At 36.3% G+C, this 19,635-nt stretch carries 18 protein-coding genes; 17 read left to right on the top strand and 1 reads right to left on the bottom strand.

All coding sequences use genetic code 11. The features are described from left to right. The first annotated feature begins 3 nt into the window (after window positions 1-3). The 7 genes from fmt (at window position 4) to HMPREF2811_RS01940 (ending at window position 7,436) form a co-directional block, all read left to right on the top strand. Window positions 4-954: a methionyl-tRNA formyltransferase gene (fmt, locus tag HMPREF2811_RS01970; protein ID WP_071407879.1), complete on the top strand. Its 951-nt coding sequence runs from the start codon at window positions 4-6 to the stop codon at window positions 952-954. Between the two features lie 11 nt (window positions 955-965). After that, complete coding sequence (gene rsmB, locus HMPREF2811_RS01965) at window positions 966-2,333, top strand: 16S rRNA (cytosine(967)-C(5))-methyltransferase RsmB (protein WP_071407878.1); 1,368 nt, start codon at window positions 966-968, stop codon at window positions 2,331-2,333. A 27-nt stretch (window positions 2,334-2,360) separates the two neighbouring features. Further along, window positions 2,361-3,113 carry a Stp1/IreP family PP2C-type Ser/Thr phosphatase gene (locus HMPREF2811_RS01960; RefSeq protein WP_071407877.1) on the top strand — a complete coding sequence of 251 codons (753 nt, stop codon included), beginning with the start codon at window positions 2,361-2,363 and terminating at the stop codon, window positions 3,111-3,113. After that, entirely contained in the window at window positions 3,110-5,098 is a 1,989-nt protein-coding gene (gene pknB, locus HMPREF2811_RS01955; protein ID WP_071407876.1) for a Stk1 family PASTA domain-containing Ser/Thr kinase, read from the top strand. Before HMPREF2811_RS01960 ends, pknB begins: the two co-directional genes overlap by 4 nt. A gap of 76 nt (window positions 5,099-5,174) precedes the next feature. After that, window positions 5,175-6,116 carry a ribosome small subunit-dependent GTPase A gene (gene rsgA, locus HMPREF2811_RS01950; RefSeq protein WP_071407875.1) on the top strand — a complete coding sequence of 314 codons (942 nt, stop codon included), beginning with the start codon at window positions 5,175-5,177 and terminating at the stop codon, window positions 6,114-6,116. A 3-nt stretch (window positions 6,117-6,119) separates the two neighbouring features. Beyond that, window positions 6,120-6,761: a ribulose-phosphate 3-epimerase gene (gene rpe / locus HMPREF2811_RS01945; protein ID WP_066124117.1), complete on the top strand. Its 642-nt coding sequence runs from the start codon at window positions 6,120-6,122 to the stop codon at window positions 6,759-6,761. A 12-nt stretch (window positions 6,762-6,773) separates the two neighbouring features. Further along, window positions 6,774-7,436, top strand: a complete 663-nt coding sequence (locus tag HMPREF2811_RS01940; RefSeq protein ID WP_071407874.1) for a thiamine diphosphokinase — start codon at window positions 6,774-6,776, stop codon at window positions 7,434-7,436. Between the two features lie 135 nt (window positions 7,437-7,571). On the opposite strand, the gene HMPREF2811_RS01935 is transcribed toward HMPREF2811_RS01940, so the two are convergent. After that, the gene (locus HMPREF2811_RS01935) at window positions 7,572-8,966 is read right to left on the bottom strand and encodes an ISNCY family transposase (RefSeq protein ID WP_141749230.1); all 1,395 of its coding nucleotides are present in this window, start codon (window positions 8,964-8,966) and stop codon (window positions 7,572-7,574) included. A 204-nt stretch (window positions 8,967-9,170) separates the two neighbouring features. On the opposite strand from HMPREF2811_RS01935, the gene rpmB reads away from it, so the two are divergent. The 10 genes from rpmB (at window position 9,171) to HMPREF2811_RS01885 (ending at window position 19,522) form a co-directional block, all read left to right on the top strand. Continuing rightward, complete coding sequence (gene rpmB / locus HMPREF2811_RS01930) at window positions 9,171-9,359, top strand: 50S ribosomal protein L28 (protein WP_066124112.1); 189 nt, start codon at window positions 9,171-9,173, stop codon at window positions 9,357-9,359. A gap of 289 nt (window positions 9,360-9,648) precedes the next feature. Further along, on the top strand, window positions 9,649-10,005 hold the full coding sequence (locus HMPREF2811_RS01925; RefSeq protein ID WP_071407872.1) for an Asp23/Gls24 family envelope stress response protein: 357 nt from the start codon (window positions 9,649-9,651) through the stop codon (window positions 10,003-10,005). 24 nt (window positions 10,006-10,029) lie between these two features. Then, window positions 10,030-11,733 (top strand): DAK2 domain-containing protein, encoded by a 1,704-nt coding sequence (locus HMPREF2811_RS01920; protein ID WP_071407871.1) that lies wholly within the window; start codon window positions 10,030-10,032, stop codon window positions 11,731-11,733. A gap of 73 nt (window positions 11,734-11,806) precedes the next feature. Further along, window positions 11,807-13,840 carry an ATP-dependent DNA helicase RecG gene (recG, locus tag HMPREF2811_RS01915; protein ID WP_071407870.1) on the top strand — a complete coding sequence of 678 codons (2,034 nt, stop codon included), beginning with the start codon at window positions 11,807-11,809 and terminating at the stop codon, window positions 13,838-13,840. A 421-nt stretch (window positions 13,841-14,261) separates the two neighbouring features. After that, window positions 14,262-15,263 carry a phosphate acyltransferase PlsX gene (gene plsX / locus HMPREF2811_RS01910; protein ID WP_071407869.1) on the top strand — a complete coding sequence of 334 codons (1,002 nt, stop codon included), beginning with the start codon at window positions 14,262-14,264 and terminating at the stop codon, window positions 15,261-15,263. 117 nt (window positions 15,264-15,380) lie between these two features. After that, window positions 15,381-15,623 carry an acyl carrier protein gene (acpP, locus tag HMPREF2811_RS01905; RefSeq protein WP_066124101.1) on the top strand — a complete coding sequence of 81 codons (243 nt, stop codon included), beginning with the start codon at window positions 15,381-15,383 and terminating at the stop codon, window positions 15,621-15,623. 32 nt (window positions 15,624-15,655) lie between these two features. Beyond that, window positions 15,656-16,669 (top strand): ABC transporter ATP-binding protein, encoded by a 1,014-nt coding sequence (locus HMPREF2811_RS01900; protein ID WP_071407868.1) that lies wholly within the window; start codon window positions 15,656-15,658, stop codon window positions 16,667-16,669. Next, window positions 16,669-17,625, top strand: a complete 957-nt coding sequence (locus HMPREF2811_RS01895; RefSeq protein WP_066124098.1) for an ATP-binding cassette domain-containing protein — start codon at window positions 16,669-16,671, stop codon at window positions 17,623-17,625. The genes HMPREF2811_RS01900 and HMPREF2811_RS01895 overlap by 1 nt, the downstream gene beginning before the upstream one ends. Before the next feature lies 1 nt (window position 17,626). Then, entirely contained in the window at window positions 17,627-18,589 is a 963-nt protein-coding gene (gene opp4B, locus HMPREF2811_RS01890) for an oligopeptide ABC transporter permease (protein ID WP_071407867.1), read from the top strand. Window positions 18,590-18,619: 30 nt separating this feature from the next. Then, the gene (locus tag HMPREF2811_RS01885) at window positions 18,620-19,522 is read left to right on the top strand and encodes an ABC transporter permease (protein WP_071407891.1); all 903 of its coding nucleotides are present in this window, start codon (window positions 18,620-18,622) and stop codon (window positions 19,520-19,522) included. The last annotated feature ends 113 nt before the right edge of the window (window positions 19,523-19,635 follow it).

The raw sequence follows: 19,635 nt of genomic DNA, 5'->3' as shown, positions 1-19,635 counted from the left end.
TATATGAAGAAGATTATTTTTATGGGGACACCTGAATTTTCAGCAACAGTTTTAAAAGGGATTTTAGCACAATCCTCATTATATGAAGTGATTGCCGTTGTGACTCAACCAGATCGCCCAGTAGGTCGTAAAAAAGTATTAACTGCTTCGCCAGTAAAAGAAGTAGCATTGAGTCATCAAATTCCTGTTTTCCAACCGGAAAAATTAGGTAAATCAGAAGAGATGGAACAAATATTAGCCATGGACGTTGATTTAATTGTCACGGCCGCTTATGGTCAATTTGTGCCGACAAAATTATTAAAACATCCAAAATATTTAGCCATTAATGTGCATGCATCACTATTGCCAAAATATCGCGGTGGGGCACCGATTCATTATGCGATTTGGCAAGGTGAAGAGGAAACCGGTATTTCGATTATGTATATGGAAAAAGAAATGGATGCGGGTGATATTTTAGCACAAGCTAAGACACCTATTCATTATACTGATGACGTCGGTCAATTGTTCAAACGTTTAGCAATAATAGGCCGCGATTTATTATTAGAAACATTACCGCCATTATTTGCAGGGGAAATAACGTCTATTAAGCAAGATGAACAGTTGGTTACTTTCTCTCCCACTATCTCTAAGGAGCAAGAAAAAATTGATTGGTCGCAATCAGCAACTGCAGTACATAATCATGTCAGAGCTTTTCGACCATTTCCTTCAACTTATACTATGTGGAATGGTCAACGTTTAAAAGTGTGGGAAGGGCAACCAATAACTTATTCCACACCGCAAATTGTAGCACCAGGGACGATTGTAGCTGTAGAAGATGACCAAGTAATTGTCCAATGCCAAGAAGGCTATTATGCGATAACGTCATTACAACCAAGCGGCAAAAGGAGAATGGATGCAGCTACTTTTTTAAATGGAATTAATGCTGAAGATTTAATCGGGCAACGATTTGAATAGAGTGACTACAAATGAAAATAAAACAACGAAGTGAAAAACAGTTAGCCAATAATGTTAGATGGCAAGCTCTCAAACTAATTCATCAAATTGAATATGAAAATCAATATTCTAATGTTTTAATCGATCAAACCTTACAACATACTCACTTGAATGAATTGGACCAAAAATTATTGGTACAATTAGTCTATGGTGTAGTGCAAAGACGCTTAACGTTAGATTATTATTTAGAACCGTTTATAAAGGGGAAGAAAGTCGATACTTGGATTGCTTCTTTATTCCGCTTAAGTGTCTATCAACTATTGTTTTTAGATAAAATCCCAGATCATGCCGTTTTAAATGAAGCAGTCGAAATTGCGAAAACGAATGGGCATGGTGGTTTAGGCAAGTTTGTTAATGCCATTTTAAGACAGTTTAAACGCCAACCTTTAAGGGTATTACCTGATAAGACAACGGCATTATATGACTATTTGAGTATTCAATACAGCATGCCATTATGGTTAGTCGAGCAACTTTCACACTGGTTAGGGGATCAAAGTGAACAGTTGGAATTATTACTAAAGAGTTTATTAAAGACACCCCATTTATCAGCGCGGGTGATTGCGAATACTGATCAACGTCAAGAGATTCAGCAACAATTACAAACCGAACAAGTGATCACTGAGCCTAGTAAGGTGTCACCTTATGGCTTAATCGTACAAAGTGGTGATTTGATTCATTCTAATGTCTTTAAAGAAGGACGAGTGACCATTCAAGATGAGTCCAGCATGTTAGTCGCACCATTAGGAAAAATAATCGGAACAGAGCAAATATTAGATGCTTGTTCAGCACCTGGTGGTAAAGCGACGCATATTGCCCAATTATTAACGACAGGCCATTTGACTGCCTTGGATTTATCGAGCTATAAATTAAAGAAAGTAGATCAACATTTACAACGAATGGGTCTAGTTAAAAAAGTAACCACCCAACAGGCCGATGCGTCAAAATTTTTGCCGAAAAATAATGTATTATATGATACAATATATTTGGATGCTCCATGTTCCGGTTTAGGCTTGATGCGTCGAAAACCAGAAATAAAATATGAAAAGCAAGCACAAGATTTGGTTGAATTAGCAAAAATCCAAGCTGAAATATTGAATCATGTCGCAAGTTTATTGAAACCTGGAGGGGTGTTAGTCTATAGCACATGTACACTAGCTCCAATTGAAAATGAGCAAATGGTTGATCAATTTTTAGCCAATCATACTGATTTTCAATTAGATCCAATTCAACCAGAAGAATTATTACAAGCAGATTTACTTAATTCAGCAGGTCAAATTCGAGTTTGGCCGCATCAATATCATACAGACGGCTTCTTTATTAGTCGTTTCGTTAAAAAATAAACACAGGTTTATATGAGAGGTGAAAGGATGAAAATCAAAGTCCGTTCAAATGTTGGACGAAAACGTTCATCAAATCAAGACTATGCTGATTATTTTACAAATCAACATCAGCAAGTATTATTTATTTTATGTGATGGTGTCGGAGGGCATCAAGCGGGCGATGTCGCGAGTAAACAAACCACTCAATTTTTAGGGGAGCGCTTTGTTCAAACTGAAGAAAAATTTGATTTAACCAATATTCAAACGTGGTTAAAAGAACAAATTGAAGCCGTTAATTTATATATTTATGAAAAATCGAAGTCAGAAAGTCAACTGGAAGGCATGGGAACAACCTTAGTCGCGGCTATAGTAGTTGAAAATCAATTGGTTATCGTACATGTAGGGGATAGCCGGGCATATGTCTATAAAGAAGGCCAATTACGTCAAGTGACCGAAGATCATTCTTTAGTCAATGTCTTGATTAAAACAGGTGAAATTACGAAAGAAGAAGGTCAAATGCATCCGCAACGCAATGTGGTGACTCAATCAATTGGTGGCACTCCTGATGTTGAAGCTGAAAGCAACTTGATTCCATTGGAACAAGTAGAAATGCTGATGCTTTGTTCAGATGGCTTAACCAATATGGTAGAAGATACACAATTGCTTGAAATGTTTAATCAGGATCGTCTTGCAGATGATTTTCCTGAAAAATTAATTGAAGCCGCAAATAATGCGGGAGGAACTGATAATATTACCGTTATTTTAGCATCTGAATTCTCAAATGAGGAGGTGTCAGCATGATTGAAATAGGAGATAAACTCTCGGATCGTTATCAGATATATGATGTTATTGGTCAAGGTGGCATGGCGAATGTATTTTTAGCACGTGATTTAATACTAGATCGTGATGTTGCTGTTAAAGTTTTACGCTTTGACTTCCAAGATAATAAAGATGCGATACGTCGTTTCCAAAGAGAAGCGATGTCTGCCAGTCAATTACTGCATCATAATATTGTTGAAGTTTATGATGTCGATGAGACCGATCAACAACAATATATTGTAATGGAGTATGTGAAGGGAACAGATTTAAAATCCTTTATTAAACAAAATGCGCCACTTTCATTAGAATTAACGGTTTCGATTATGAGTCAAATTTTGTCAGCTATTGAAATTGCCCATAAAAACCGTATTATTCACCGTGATATTAAACCGCAAAATATTTTAATCACGGAAAATAATGAAGTGAAAATTACTGACTTTGGGATTGCGATTGCCTTATCGGACACCAGTATTACCCAAACGAATACATTATTAGGTTCGGTTCATTATTTATCACCAGAACAAGCTCGTGGTAGTAGCGCAACGATTAAATCAGATATTTACGCCCTTGGGGTCGTATTATATGAATTGATTACAGGTACCGTTCCCTTTAATGGCGAATCGGCGGTGTCGATTGCTCTTAAACATTTCCAAGAGGCCTTTCCCCGTGTGAAAGAAACGGTCGATTATGTGCCACAAAGTTTGGAAAATGTGGTCTTAAAAGCGACAACAAAAAATCCAGCCGATCGCTATAATTCTGTCGAAGAAATGCATCAAGACTTGACCACTAGTTTAAGTGCTAATCGTATGAATGAAGCACTTTTTGTACCAAAGGATATGTCTGAAACCACGGTTTTAAAACCAATTAAACCCATCTCTTCAGCTCATAAAGCTTTAGATGAAAAAATGGAAGCGCCAGAACCTTTGGATGAAGAATTAGTACCTAGTTTTGATGTCGTCCCACCGATTGAACCTGTGCGCAAAAATTATCGTTTCGTGCGTTGGTTAGTGGGTCTGTTATTACTAGTACTTTTATTACTTGGTGCCTATTATGTCTATGGTCAGACTACCCGTTTTGTAACGATACCGGATGTATACAATAAAACGCAAGAAGAAGCGATAAAGTTATTAGAAGAAAATAATTTAAACGTCAATCAAATTATTCCCCAATGGGATAAGACCTTACCAGCGGGAACGGCTATTGAAACTAAACCGGAAGCCAATTCACGTATTGAAAAAAATAGTGCCGTTAACTTAGTAGTAAGTAATGGCAAAGAGCAAGTTGAAATTGGTAATTATATTGGCGAAGCTTATGAACCGATTCGTAAAGAATTGACGGATGCTAACTTTATTGTGGTGCGACGCGGAATGGCAACCAATGATGAAAGTCAAGTTGGGGTTATTTTAGACCAGAGCGTTGAGCCTGGCTCAAAGGTAGTACCAACTGATACTACGATTACCTTTACAGTAGGACAAATGTCGGATAGTATTTCTATGCAAGATTTTAATAATTTACCTTTATCCATGGTGCAAAACTTTGCAGATGAATATGGTTTAAATGTTGATGTCACCTATGCTTATGATGATTATATATCAGCTGATCAAGTTATTAGCCAAGACCCTGCGAGTGGTACAGCTTTAGTTCCAGGTGATACTATTTCAGTCGTTGTCTCGAAAGGTGCACAAGAAGAAGTGGTTCTACAACATACCGAGACCATCACGCTTGAATATTTACCGACTTATGCAGACACTGATTTGGAAATGAAAAAACCATTACCAAATGTAATCGATGTTTATATTGGTGATTCACAAAACAATATTAATACTTTACATCGTAGTTTTGAAATAACCGAAACAACGACCGTTCAATTAAAATTCTTTATTAAGAATGATGGTGTCGGTCAGTATCGTATTTTAAGAGATGGTGAAGTTTATATGGAAAGTAATGCTGTTTACCCAGAACAATAGTTGAAGTGAAAGGACTGCTATTGACCGATTAGAGTCGGCAGTAGTGGTCTATTTTTATAAAACGAGGAGGGAATTTGTGAAAGAAAAGCAAATCATTACGAAAGAAGGGATCATTTATCAGGCGATTAGCGGTTTTTATTATGTATGGTCTGAAGGTCATTCATATGCCACTAAACCTAAAGGGAAATTTCGACATCAACAAGTAAAACCACTGGTTGGGGATCATGTTGAAATCGAAATCGATCTTGACGATAGTCAATCCGAAAGTCGTTTAGTAACGATATTTCCAAGAAAAAACAGTTTAGTGAGACCCCCAGTGGCCAATGTGGATGATGCGTTTATTGTGATGTCACTGGTCGAACCAGATTTTTCTTATAATTTATTAGACTATTTTTTAGTATCGATTGAGTCTCATCAAATTGAACCGATTATTTTACTTACCAAATATGATTTATTAGTAAAAGCGTTAGGTGAAGCGACAGCAGAATTAAAAGTAAAAGAAATTAAAGAGGTTTATCAAAAGATTGGCTATCAAGTCATCGTTAAAAAAGAGATTAGTACTTTTGCGAAGGAAATAGAATCAGTAGTTAGTAAAGATGCTATTTACATCGTGATGGGCCAATCAGGTGTAGGTAAATCGACTTTATTAAATGATTTATTACCTAAAGCCGATATTGCTACCGGTGAAATTAGTGATTATTTAAATCGTGGACGTCATACGACCCGTGAAGTCACTTTATATCGCTTATATCAAGGGCTTCTTGCAGATACGCCTGGATTTAGTGCAATTGACTTTCCACAAATTGAAAAAGAAGCACTGAGTCAGTATTTTCCTGAAATTTGGCACAAGAGTGCTGAGTGTCGCTTTAGAGGATGTCTACATCAAAATGAACCTAACTGTGCAGTCAAAGAAGCGGTTGAAACCGGCGAAATTGCCACCTCTCGATATGAAAATTATAGTCAAATATTACAAAAAATTGAACAAAGAAAACCGATTTATCGTAAAAAGGAGAAATAAAAAATGAAAATAGCTCCCTCAATGTTGAGTGCGGATTTTACCAAATTATTAGCTGAAATTAAAGAAATTGAACAATATGGTGCAGATTATTTACATATAGATCTAATGGACGGTAACTTTGTCGGTAATATTTCTTTTGGGCCGATGGTTTATCAATGGTTAAGACCTCATACCGACTTAGTATTTGATGTGCATATGATGGTCGAACAACCAGAACGATATGTCGAAATGGTTGCCAATGCTGGGGCCGATATTATTACGGTACATGTCGAAGCCACTCATCATTTACATCGCGTGATTCAAATGATTAAACAACTAGGAAAAAAAGCAGGAGTGGTGATTAATCCTGGCACACCAGTGTCCGCCATCGAAGCTGTATTATCAGAAGTGGATTTAGTGTTGGTCATGACAGTTAACCCAGGGTTCGGAGGACAAAGTTTTATCGAATCGACTTTAACCAAAATTAGTCAATTAAAAGAGTTACGTAGTCAGCACCAATATCAATATGAAATTGAAGTTGACGGGGGGATTAATGAAATGACTGCTCAACAATGTCTGGCGGCTGGAGCCGATGTTTTAGTAGCGGGGTCCTATATTTTTAACGCAACGGACCGTCAACAAGCGATTGAGTCTTTACGTAAATAAGGAGCGATGCGAATGGCAAAAGTCATTATTTGCGCAGGAGGACCTAATCCAGCCCTAGACCAGTTGCGAATAAAAGAAGAAGACATAGTAATAGGGGTTGATCGTGGCGCCTATCGCTTAATAAAAGCCGGTTTTACTTTAACTCATGCTTTCGGTGATTTTGATTCAGTTAGTGCAAGTGAGTTAGTCTTCATTGAAGAACATACGCAAACACTTCATCGCTATCCATCAGAAAAAGATGATACGGATTTGCAATTAGCTTTGTTATATGTACTAGAGCATTACTCTCAATATGAAACGATTGCAATATACGGAGCCTTAGGTGGAGGCGGTCGTGTTGATCACTTTTTAGCCAATATTTGGTTAGTATTGGAACCGCGCTTTGAAAACATTGTTGAAAAGCTTCATTTTATTGAAGCTCAACATCAAGCGCGCTTTTATCAACCAGGTTATCATCAATTATTGAATCCATCGCAAGCGAAGTATTTATCGATCATTTCTTTAACCCCAGTTAGCTCGTGGCAAATTAAAGGTGCTAAATATAATTTACCAGCAAAGGATTTTAAGACCCCGACTGCTTTAATTAGTAATGAGTTTATTCCCACTCATCCAGTGATTGAATTGTCATTTACTAAGGGGATGATTGTTGTAATGTGGGGTCAAGATGATCATTAATTTTTAAAAAACAAAAAAAGTCTGTAAAGTATCTGTCAATCACAAATGAAAATGTCCCGAATTTTCCTGTTTTTGAGTTTAACTATTTTTATGATGGAAGATGTCTTTTTGGATGGAAAAGACATCTTTTATTATTTAGTTTTTGACTTTTTCTTTGTTCTTTTTCATTCTCAGATACCTTTCAAATGACGGCCCTTTCCACGGATGACTTTGAGGAGGTATATAGGTAGTCCTAACCTTCGGTTTGACAGGTGGGTCAAAGGCTTTGGAGTGTTCCTCTCGAAAGGCTATTTCTTCCATTTTGAAGATCGATTCTCCATGGCTTACGTATAACTCATTATCTAGCGTCTCAATGACCATCACTCGCGTTTTCGGCCTCAATAGAACTCTTTCATTTTCGTTATGTAAATGATATTCTTTGTTTTGGTATTTAATGCTATGTCCGTTTTGAATGACTCGTCTTGAGAAACGAGCGAGAATATGCTCAATTCGTTGGTTTCCAGGTAGCTTTTCAAATACAGATTTGGTATCTTTGATGGAGAAGGCGAACTTTTTATTGTACTTGGGAAGGTATGTAACTAAAAAGTTATTTGCTTCTTCTATTGTTTGGATATTAAGCAGTGCCATCTCATTTAAAAGACGATCTTGGAAAGTGTTCCATAAACGTTCAATCTTTCCTTTTGTCTCAGGAATACTCGTTGTAGTGAGTTTGATACCTAATGTGTGGCAAGCATATCCATATTGTGTAAAGGAATCTTTCTCTTCAGAAGGGTTCTTTTTTAAATTGTATTCAAATACCGTTCGATTATCTGTTAAAAGTTCATAAGGGATACCGTAGGTAGTCAAATACTGTCTAGAGATTTCATAATAGGCATTTAACGTTTCTTCTTTGTTAAAGTAAGCACCGACGACTGTTCCGGTCGCATCATCAATTGCTGCGTGTAAATGAGCGTAACCACCATCTTTAAACCAATCATGACTTGATGCATCCATTTGGAGGAGTTCACCAAAATACTTTTTCCTTGATCGTGTCGGATGTGCTTTTAAGGGATTAACTCCTTCCAACTCGTTTAATGTCTTAGCTTCTTGTTTGGTTAGTTTGTCTTTCGTTTCTTCGAGTGCTTTTAATTCCTTCCGTTTCTTACGCTTAGTCTGCCTAAAAGCCTTAGGAGACAATAAATGATGATCAAGTAAAAGCTTATAGACGGTGGTATAAGATACTTTTATCTCCTCGTCTTCTTTTAGTTTTTCCACAAAATGAGTGATATTAAAAGATTTATACTTTGTTCTATATAATTTTAAAATTTTCTTCTTTATTGCAACTGAGAGAGTAGTAGCTGGTTTACGCTTGGTATTGCCGTGTAAAAATGCTGCTTTTCCTTCTTCTTTATATTTTTTAACCAATCGGTTAATTTGTCTGCGTGATAAATCAAGTTTTACTTCTGCTCGTTCTTTTGTCATTTGACCATTATGAACCGCCTTAATGGCTTTATATTTTTCTTCTTCAAACATATTTAATTCGACTCCCAATTCTTTCACTCCTATCTATAAAGATAAGAATAACTTATATTTGGGACATAATCATTTGTTAATTAATGAGACATTATCATTTATTAATGACAAAAAAACAAAAAAAGTCTGTAAAGTATCTTGCCTTTACAGCTAAACTATGGTAAATTTGTAAGGTATGAAAAAGCAGAGACTCAGCTCCTGCGATATAAAGGAGGAATTACGATGGCTAAAGTATGCTATTTCACTGGTCGTAAAGCTAAATCAGGAAACACTCGTTCTCATGCTATGAATCAAAGCAAACGACGTTTCGGCGCTAATTTACAAAAAGTTCGTGTGATGATCGACGGAGAACCTAAAAAAGTTTGGGTATCTGCTCGCGCTTTAAAATCAGGTAAAATTGAACGTGTATAATTAACACAATATACTAATAGGGGCTAGGCAAACACATTCTTGTTGATTGCCAGTCCCTATTTTTGTTAAAAGAGTCATAATGACTGGGTAGGACTAAATTCATTGAGACGCTTTCAATTCAAGCCAAATTGTATGGGATAGGTAAAGCGAGTTTAAATTGTTTGTTTTTAAGTTTAATGACACCTATTCTGTAAAATATACAGATTTCATCCGTAATAAATAGCGTTTAATCACTAGTTATGGTAAAATTATTACGATACAAAACATAAGTTTGAGGAGGCGTATATAAATGGCTATTAAAATTCAAACTCCAAATGGTCAAATTACATTAAACAACGAAGTAATCGCAACCGTAGTAGGTGCAGCTGTTACCGATAATTACGGTGTCGTTGGAATGGTTAGTAAAAATTTTATTCGCGATAATATTACAGAAATTCTAAAAAAAGATAACTATGCAAAAGGGGTCGTCATTAGCCAACAGGGGAATGATGTAGCAGTCGATGTGTATATTTTAGTTACATACGGCACCAAAATATCAGTCATTTGTCAAAATATTCAGCAAGCCGTGAAATATAATGTTGAACAATTATTAGGTTTTGAGACAAGTTATGTCAATGTTCATGTTCAAGGCGTTAAAGTGGACTAAGTCTTAAAATCGAGGAGGATTCAAGTGGAATTAACAAAAATAACTGCAGCCGAATTTCGAGCAATGGTGATTGCCGGTGGCCAACGACTAAATGATCAAATGGAACTCATTAACTCATTAAATGTGTTTCCAGTACCAGATGGTGATACCGGAACGAATATGAATATGTCGTTTACTTCTGGGGTAGAAAATTTAAAACAATCAAAATCTGACAAAGTAGGAGAATTAGCGGGTGCTTTAGCTAAAGGTTTATTAATGGGAGCACGTGGTAACTCTGGTGTTATCTTATCGCAGATTTTCCGTGGTTTTTCACAAGCAATTACAGACAAAGATACTTTAGATGCTAATGACTTTGCTGCTGCTTTTGCCGGTGGTGTCGAAGCTGCCTATAAAGCGGTGATGAAACCCGTAGAAGGAACCATTTTAACTGTTGCCCGCGAATCAGCTATTCGTGGTGAGAAAAAAGCGGCTAAAACAGATAATATTATTGAAGTAATGCAATCAATCGTAACAGGCGCTGAAAAATCTTTAGCCAAGACACCTGACTTATTACCCGTTTTAAAACAAGTAGGTGTTGTTGACTCAGGTGGGAAAGGTTTATTAAGTGTTTATGAAGGATTCTTATCTGCACTTAAAGGCGAAGCAAGTATTGCCCAAGATGCGGATGAATTATCACAACAAGCTCAAGCTCATGCACATGCAATGTTTGAAGAGGGTGCAGAAAATCCAATGACCCTTGAAGAGATTACGTATGGTTACTGTACCGAAATCATGGTGCGCATTGGGGAAGGACCTACTACTATAAAATCATTTAATTATGATGAATTTAGAAATACCTTAGATCAAAAAGGAGACTCATTATTAGTAGTAGCCGACGATGAAATCGTAAAAGTTCATATTCATACTGAAAACCCTGGGGAAATTATGCAATTAGGCCAAGAATTTGGTGAATTAATTAAGATTAAAGTAGATAATATGCGTGAACAAGTGCGTAGTCTAGAAAATGATGAAAAAGCATTAAATGAAAAAGCTAAACAAGCGGCGGAACCGGCGAAACCAACGGAACCAGAACGTGAATATGCGATTATCGCAGTAGCAGCCGGTGAAGGGATTATGGAATTATTCCGCTCACTTGGTGTGACCGAAGTGTTATCAGGCGGTCAAACCATGAACCCATCTACTGAAGACTTTATTAAAGCAATTGAAAGAGTACACGCTAAGAAAATTATCTTATTACCTAACAATAAGAATATTGTCATGGCTGCAGAACAAGCAACGCAAGTGGCAGAAGTTCCAACAGTGGTCATTCCAACGACTACCATTCCAGAAGGAATTGCTTCATTAATGGCCTTTAATGTGGATGCATCGATTGAAGAAAATAAAGAACAAATGACTGCAATGAGTCACCAAGTAACCAGTGGTCAAATTACTTATTCTATTCGTGATACCGAAATTGATGGTGTTAAAATTAACAAAGATGATTACATGGGCATTGTGAGTGGTAAAATTATGTTATCCGTACAAGATGCTCCAACTGCATTAGACCAAACTTTAAAATTAATGATGACTGAAGAAACTGAAATTGTGACGATTATTGTTGGCGAAGACGGTTCAGTCGATGAAGCAAATCAAATTGCTGAAGAATTAGAAGAACGATTTGAAGACGTTGAATTTGAAATTGTAGAAGGTAATCAACCGGTATATAATTATATCATTTCAGCAGAGTAGTGTATTAAGGATGATAGTTAGAGCTGGGGCAACCCGGCTCTTTTGTGTTATTTTAAGGGAGGAGGCAAGGTCAGTGAGTGATTGGTTGGATAGTATTGGAACCTTAAAAGGAGTAGGCCCAGCAAAAGTACAACAATTTGCCTCTTTAGGCATTCTAACTATTCGAGATTTATTATTTTATTTCCCTTTTCGCTATGAAGATTTTCAAATTCGAGATTTAAAAACAATTATGGATCAAGAAAAAGTAACCTTAAAAGGACAAGTTGTATCACCACCGGTGGTCAATTATTATGGTCGGGGCAAGAGTCGTTTATCATTTCGTTTTGCTGTGTCTGACACTGAGGTCATCCAAGTTGTTTTTTTTAATCAACCTTATTTAAAAAAATCATTTGAATTAGGCCAAACAAAAGTGGTTTATGGTAAATGGCAAAGTAACCAACAAAGTTTACTAGGCATGAAAATGATTAAAATTGATGAAGATGGGGAGAATAATATTGCCGGTGTTTATCCTAGCAAACAGGGAATTCGTCAAATCACCATTTTAAAAACAATTCAAGCTGGTTTTGATGAATATTATCATCAGATTCCTGAAATTATTCCCCAATATTTAAATGATAAATATCGCTTAATCCCATTGAATCAAGCTTTGTATCAAATGCATTTTCCAAAAGACTCAGTGCAAAAGAAACAAGCGACGCGCAAAATCATCTTTCTTGAATTTTTCTTATATCAATGGCGCTTATTAAACGCTGCTTATCGTGATAGTCAAGAGCAGGGTGTACGAATTTTTTATGAGGTTGAAGATCTAAAAAATGTTATTAAGACCTTACCCTATGAATTGACCAATGCTCAGAAAAAAGCTGTGAATGAAATCTGTTATGACTTAATGGCACCTTATCCTATGAAACGAATGCTACAAGGTGATGTCGGGAGTGGAAAGACCTTAGTAGCCTTTTTAGGGATGATCGCAACGATTCAAGCGGGTTTTCAAACGGCTTTAATGGCACCTACTGAAATACTAGCCAAACAACATTATGAAAATTTTAACCGGATATTTGAACCGATGGGCTTACACGCAGAATTATTAGTGAGTAATTTAAAAGCAAAAGAAAAACAACATTTAATCGAAGGCTTACAAACGGGTAGAATTCGAATTGTGATTGGGACGCATGCACTCATTCAAGATAATGTTCAATTCAAACAGCTTGGCTTAGTCATTATCGATGAACAGCACCGTTTTGGGGTTGGACAAAGACAAGCCTTACTGAATAAAAATGATACGGCAGTTAATTTATTACAAATGACTGCTACTCCGATTCCTCGTTCATTAGCGATGACATTATATGGCGAATTGTCGGTTTCGACCATTGATGAATTACCAGGTGGACGTAAACCGATTACTACCCATCGAGTAGAAGCAGGAAAAATAGATGAAGTATATGAACGCATGCATATTGAACTGGCGGCAGGTCATCAAGTGTATTATGTGTTGCCGTTGATTGATGCTTCAGAAAATATGCAGTCGATTGATAATGTAATCGAGATTGCCGATCAATTAAGCGAGGTTTTTGTTCAATATCAAGTAGGCGTCTTACACGGGCAGTTAGATAAAGAAGCGCAAGAACAGGTAATGGATCAATTTAATGATAATCAGATCCAAATTTTAGTGGCAACTACTATGGTGGAAGTTGGTGTCGATGTTCCTAACGCGACAGTCATTGTAATTCAGTCTGCTGAACGCTTTGGTTTAGCTCAGTTACATCAATTAAGAGGACGGGTCGGACGAAGTGATTTACCAAGTTATTGTTACCTCATCGGATCGCATACTACTGAACAAGGAGAAGCACGACTGGATATTATGACCCAATCTCAAGATGGCTTTTTTATTAGTCAAGAGGATATGAAAATTAGAGGGATTGGCGATATTATGGGACGTAGCCAATCGGGATTACCACAATTTCATTTTGCGAATGTGGTCGAAGATGCGCATATTTTAGCGATTGCCCGTCAAGAAGCCAAAGAACTTTTAAATCATTTACATCATTTATCTGATGAAGAAGAACAAGCCTTAAAAGATTGGCAAGATTCTACCATCATTGAAATGTAATTTTCGAATCAAGATAATAATTAATAAATCACTGTATGGTGATGACTTTTTTGAAAACGACAAAATCTGAAAACTTATTTTGATGATAACCATATCAGATGAACTATTTAAAAAAGTAGTGTAAAATAACTTCATTAAGTGAACATAAAATCATTACTTATAAATCTTATCTATATAATAGGAAGAGATTTTTATTAGCTTGTTTGAATTGGCAAAAATTTGATAAAATTGATTCAATTATTACACGTAAATGCTCAGCGCATTTTTTATTAGAAATCAAACAGTACCTAAAAAATAGGTTAATAATTTCTGACTGTGAGTGCTAGAAGTTGAAGCGAAAATCATCTCATTTTGTTATACTTGTCCACTTCCTAAATGAAAGATAAAAACGATAATATGTGTTTAAGAAAGAAGGTATATAATGTTTAAAATTGCAATCGATGCCATGGGAGGCGATCATGCTCCCAATGCAGTTGTAAAGGGAGTCAATAAGGCTATCGCGACTTTTCCCGAAATTGAAGTACTGCTATTTGGAGATGAAGCACAAATAAAACCATTATTAACAGTTGAAGACAGAGTCACCATCGTCCATACCGATGAAGTGGTTGAAAGTAATGATGAACCTGTGGCTGCGGTGCGTCGTAAAAAAGGTTCTTCAATGGTAATGGCAGCACAATATGTAAAAGAGAAAAAAGCGGATGCTTTATTATCAGCCGGAAATACTGGCGCTTTATTAGCAAGTGGTTTACTCGTCGTTGGGCGTATGAAAGGGATTGATCGTCCAGGTTTAATGCCAGTATTACCAACTTTTAATCCTGAATCACCACATTTAATTTTAGCCGATGCAGGCGCAAATGCGGATTGTAAACCTAATAATTTATATCAATTTGCCGTGTTAGCTTCATTTTATGCCAAAGCCATGTTCGGTATCGCTAAACCAAGAGTAGGCTTAGTTAATAATGGTACTGAAGAAACCAAAGGGAATGAATTAAGTAAAGCAACCTTTCCTTTATTAAAAGAAGCAACTGAATTAAATTTTATAGGCAATGTCGAAGCAAAAGAACTGTTACAAGGTGTATGTGATATCGCCATTACGGATGGTTTTACTGGTAATGCTATTTTAAAATCATTGGAAGGAACTTCTAAATCCATTTTTAAAGCAATCAAAAATCAATTATTAAATACGGGCCTTAAATCCAAATTAGGTGGATTATTAATCAAAGATGCATTGAGTGATTTAAAAGATCAATTTGATGACACTAAAGAGGGCGGAGCTATTTTATTAGGAGTACAAGCGCCCGTCATTAAAGCACATGGCTCTTCTAATGAGGAAGCCATCTTCAATGCGATTAGACAAGCAAATAAAATATTAACAAGCAATGTTGTGGAAGAAATAGCTAACCATTTTAAAAATTTCTCATAATCTAATAGTGGATTCTTAAATTAAATTAATTTTTAGGTAGACAATTTAGTATTTAGTATGTAAAATAGTATGAGTATACTAGCGCGTGTAGACGCAAAATTAGTTGGAGGTATATTAATGGGAACTAAAGAAAATGTATTCGAAATTGTAAAAGAAATGATTATCGATCGTTTTGATGTTCAAGAAGAAAGTGTCACTCCGACAATGACGTTTAATGATTTAGGTGCTGATTCATTGGATATCGTTGAATTAGTAATGGAATTAGAAAATCGATTTGAAGTGACATTTGATGATGACAAAATAGAACAACTTGATAATGTTGGCGATGCCGTTCAATATATCGAGACGTTAACAGCGTAGTAGTATAAGGTATAACTGAACGGAGGGAAAACATGAATGAGCAAGAATTATTATTAGATATAAAAGACTTGCATGTTGGGTTCCGTATCAAAGATGATTATTATGATGCGGTAGATGGTGTTTCTTTACAACTATTCAAAAATGAAAAATTAGCAATAGTTGGAGAGTCAGGTTGTGGTAAGAGTACGCTTGCAACGACCATTATGGGATTACACAACCCAAATGTAACGAAAATTACTGGTGAAATTATTTATCAAAACGAAAATGTTATTGAATATGATGAGGCAGCCTTTAATGGTATTCGTGGTAAGGAAATCGGAATGATTTTCCAAGATCCATTAGCTTCATTAAATCCTTTGATGACGATTGAAGCTCAAATTGATGAAGCTTTAATTTATCATACAAAGTTAAATTCTAATGAGCGCCATGAACGCGTTTTAGAATTATTAGATCAAGTAGGGATTGCGAATCCACAACGTACAGCAAAACAATATCCACATGAATTATCCGGTGGGATGCGTCAACGTGTGGTTATAGCGATTGCATTAGCATGTAAACCGGCGATCATTATTGCCGATGAGCCAACAACAGCATTGGATGTTACTATCCAAGCTCAAATTTTGGACTTATTAAATGATATTCAGGAAGAAACTGAATCAGGTATTATTTTAATTACACATGACTTAGGAGTTGTAGCTGAAACAGCTGACCGTGTAGCCGTGATGTATGCAGGGCAAATCGTTGAAATTGCAACCGTACATGATTTATTCAATGATCCTCGACATCCATATACACGTTCTTTATTACGTTCAATCCCACAAACGGATAGTAATTTAGAAGATGAATCAGGTGAATTGCATGTTATTCAAGGAATTGTTCCACCATTACCTAAATTACCAAGAAAAGGTTGTCGTTTTGCTCCACGTATTCCGTGGATTGGAGCAGAAGCTCACGAAGAAAATCCAACCTTACATGAAGTAGAGCCAGGTCATTTCGTTCGTTGTACCTGTCATGAACACTTCCACTTTGAAGAGGAGGCGAAATAATGGCAGAATTTATGAGAGTAGAAGGACTGAAAGTCCATTATCCAATTAGAAGTGGCTTCTTTAACCGTATTACTGATTATGTTTATGCGGTTGATGGCGTTGACTTAGTCTTCGAAGAAGGAAAAACTTATGGATTAGTAGGAGAATCAGGTTCAGGTAAATCAACAATCGGTAAAGCCATTATTGGATTAGAAAAAATTACAGATGGTAAAATCTTCTATGAAGGTAAAGACATTACTTCAGAAGCACGTAAAAGACGATCTGATTATCGTCGAAATGTGCAAATGATTTTCCAAGATGCAATGAGTAGTTTTAACCCTAAAAAACGTATTACAGATGTTTTATCAGAACCGTTACGTAACTTTGAAAATATGACACCAGAAGAAGAAAAACGTAAAATGATTGAGTTACTGCATATTGTCGGTTTATCCGAAGATGCTTTAAACAAATATCCACACGAATTTTCAGGTGGTCAACGTCAACGTATTGGGGTAGCCAGAGCGGTAGCGATTAATCCTAAATTAATCATTGCCGATGAGCCAGTTTCTGCATTGGACTTATCTGTACAAGCACAAGTATTAAACTTTATGAGACGTATCCAAGATGAATATAATACGAGTTATTTATTTATCTCCCATGACTTAGGGGTCGTAAAACATATGTGTGATGAGTTAGCAATTATGTATCGTGGTCGTTTCACTGAATATGGTTCAAGAACCGATATTTATGGCGATCCAAAACATATTTACACTCGTCGTTTATTATCTGCGATTCCGCAAACCGATCCAAATAATCGTGAAGAAAACAAAATGAATCGTTTACGTGTTGAAAAAGAATACCAAACGAATGCATCTAAGTATTTCACGGAAGAAGGTCGCGTTTACGACTTGAAAGAATTATCATCTACGCACAAAGTAGCTCTGAAAGATGTTAATGGACAAGGAGGCGTCAATTAATATGTGGAAAACAATTCTTAGACGTATTGTCTTAATGCTGCCACAATTGTTTATATTAACAATTTTAGTATTTGCATTGAGTATCTTAATGCCAGGGGATGCCCTAACCGGGACAATTGACCCAACAATTTCAGCAGCTCAATTAGAAGCAATGCGTGAAAAATTAGGCTTAAACAAGCCATGGTATGAACGTTACATTGATTGGATGAAAGGTGTTTTAGTGGGAGACTTCGGTAGAAGTTGGAAATACAAACAACCTGTATTATCTATTATTGGACAACGTGTATGGCCAACGATTTGGTTATCATTATTTACAGCAATTTTAACGTATCTTATTGCGTTACCTTTAGGTTTATTAGCGGGTCGCTACCAAGATTCTTGGATTGACCGTACGATTAACTTATATAACTTTATTTCGTATTCAATGCCATCATTTGTATTAGGTTTATTAATGATTTGGTTATTTGGTTATACATTAAAATGGTTCCCAACACGTGGGACAATCAGTTCAGGTGTCACACCGGGTACGATTCAAGCCGTGTTATCACGCTTGTATCATATCATTTTACCGGGTACTACCTTAGCTTTAATTAGTACTACCGGTACCATTCAATACTTACGTACTGGAATTATTGATGCAAAATCACAAGACTATGTGCGTACTGCTCGTGCAAAAGGGGTACCTGAAGCTGTAGTATATCGCCGTCATATTTTCCGTAACTCATTGTTACCAATTGCAGCCTTTATGGGATATACCATTACCGGTTTAGTTTCAGGGGCAGTTATTACAGAAAATATCTTTACTTATCAAGGGATGGGACGTTTATTCTTAGACTCAATCAGTGGTCGTGATTTCTCAGTCATGATGACCTTAGTATTGTTCTTTGGATTTATGACCTTATTAGGTACCTTGTTATCAGATATTATTATGGTATTCGTGGATCCACGAATTAGAATAGACTAGGAGGAGGACACAATGGAATTACAACAAAATATGCAAGAAACCGAAGTAGTTCAAGATCAAGAAACATCTGTGCCACCCCTAGGTTTTGAAGTTATTCGCCGTGAATTTATGCGTGATAAACTAGCTATTTTCGCTTTAGTATTATTGATCTCTATTATTTTAATTTCAATATTATCGCCATATTTTATCGATGTTCCCGCGGGAATGAAAGTTAGCATTTTTGACCGTTTCTTAAAACCGGGAGTAGATGGCCATATTTTAGGTACTGATGAAGGTGGACGTGATGTCTTTACGATGTTAGTTGCCGGTACTCAAAATACATTATTTATCGGATGGTCCGTAACGGTTATTACCGCCGTTGTTGGGATTGCTTTAGGGGTAATCTCTGGTTATTATGGTGGTGTCGTAGATGATGTCATGATGCGTATTGTTGACTTTATTATGGTTTTACCGACGTTCATGTTTACTATCGTTATGATTACAATCGTTGAAGGGTTCAGTATGTGGAAATTAATTTTAATTATTTCTGTATTCGCTTGGCCAAGTACAACACGTTTATTCCGTACAGCAACCTTATCTGAAGCATCTAAAGATTATATTAGTGCTTCAAAAACGATGGGAACTCGCGACTGGAAAATTATCTTATTTGAATTATTACCTAACTTAAGCTCGATGATGATTACCAACTTAACTTTAAGTTTTGCTGGAAATATCGGGATTGAGACCGGGTTAAGTTATTTAGGATTTGGTTTACCAGTAGGAACCCCATCAATTGGTACATTAATCGGTTATGCTAATAACCCAGACGTTATTGAAAATAAAACTTGGGTTTGGTTACCGGCGGTTATCTTAGTATTAATCTTAATGCTTTGTGTTAACTATATCGGACAAACCTTACAACGTGCAGCAGACGCTCGCCAACGTCGTGGTTAGTCATAATCTTAATAATTAACAAATGTTTCCTCACCTACGGGTGGGGATTTTTGTGTGTCTAGTTTGAAGAATAGTTTAAAATGGATCTATAATTTTTAGTGTTGGTGGCGAAA

This window comes from Globicatella sp. HMSC072A10, assembly GCF_001811625.1.
Taxonomy (GTDB): domain Bacteria; phylum Bacillota; class Bacilli; order Lactobacillales; family Aerococcaceae; genus Globicatella; species Globicatella sanguinis.
The sequence above is the reverse complement of the archived record's forward strand: the minus strand, read 5'-3'. Positions and strand labels throughout refer to the sequence as shown.

Bases quoted from the DNA above. Each gene is read 5' to 3' on its own strand.
- rpe (WP_066124117.1), top strand. From the start codon at position 6,120: ATGAAAATAGCTCCCTCAATGTTGAGTGCGGATTTTACCAAATTATTA.
- HMPREF2811_RS01925 (WP_071407872.1), top strand. From the start codon at position 9,649: ATGGCTATTAAAATTCAAACTCCAAATGGTCAAATTACATTAAACAAC.
- pknB (WP_071407876.1), top strand. From the start codon at position 3,110: ATGATTGAAATAGGAGATAAACTCTCGGATCGTTATCAGATATATGAT.
- HMPREF2811_RS01900 (WP_071407868.1), top strand. From the start codon at position 15,656: ATGAATGAGCAAGAATTATTATTAGATATAAAAGACTTGCATGTTGGG.
- HMPREF2811_RS01960 (WP_071407877.1), top strand. From the start codon at position 2,361: ATGAAAATCAAAGTCCGTTCAAATGTTGGACGAAAACGTTCATCAAAT.
- opp4B (WP_071407867.1), top strand. From the start codon at position 17,627: ATGTGGAAAACAATTCTTAGACGTATTGTCTTAATGCTGCCACAATTG.
- rsmB (WP_071407878.1), top strand. From the start codon at position 966: ATGAAAATAAAACAACGAAGTGAAAAACAGTTAGCCAATAATGTTAGA.
- HMPREF2811_RS01940 (WP_071407874.1), top strand. From the start codon at position 6,774: ATGGCAAAAGTCATTATTTGCGCAGGAGGACCTAATCCAGCCCTAGAC.
- fmt (WP_071407879.1), top strand. From the start codon at position 4: ATGAAGAAGATTATTTTTATGGGGACACCTGAATTTTCAGCAACAGTT.
- rpmB (WP_066124112.1), top strand. From the start codon at position 9,171: ATGGCTAAAGTATGCTATTTCACTGGTCGTAAAGCTAAATCAGGAAAC.
- acpP (WP_066124101.1), top strand. From the start codon at position 15,381: ATGGGAACTAAAGAAAATGTATTCGAAATTGTAAAAGAAATGATTATC.
- plsX (WP_071407869.1), top strand. From the start codon at position 14,262: ATGTTTAAAATTGCAATCGATGCCATGGGAGGCGATCATGCTCCCAAT.
- HMPREF2811_RS01895 (WP_066124098.1), top strand. From the start codon at position 16,669: ATGGCAGAATTTATGAGAGTAGAAGGACTGAAAGTCCATTATCCAATT.
- HMPREF2811_RS01885 (WP_071407891.1), top strand. From the start codon at position 18,620: ATGCAAGAAACCGAAGTAGTTCAAGATCAAGAAACATCTGTGCCACCC.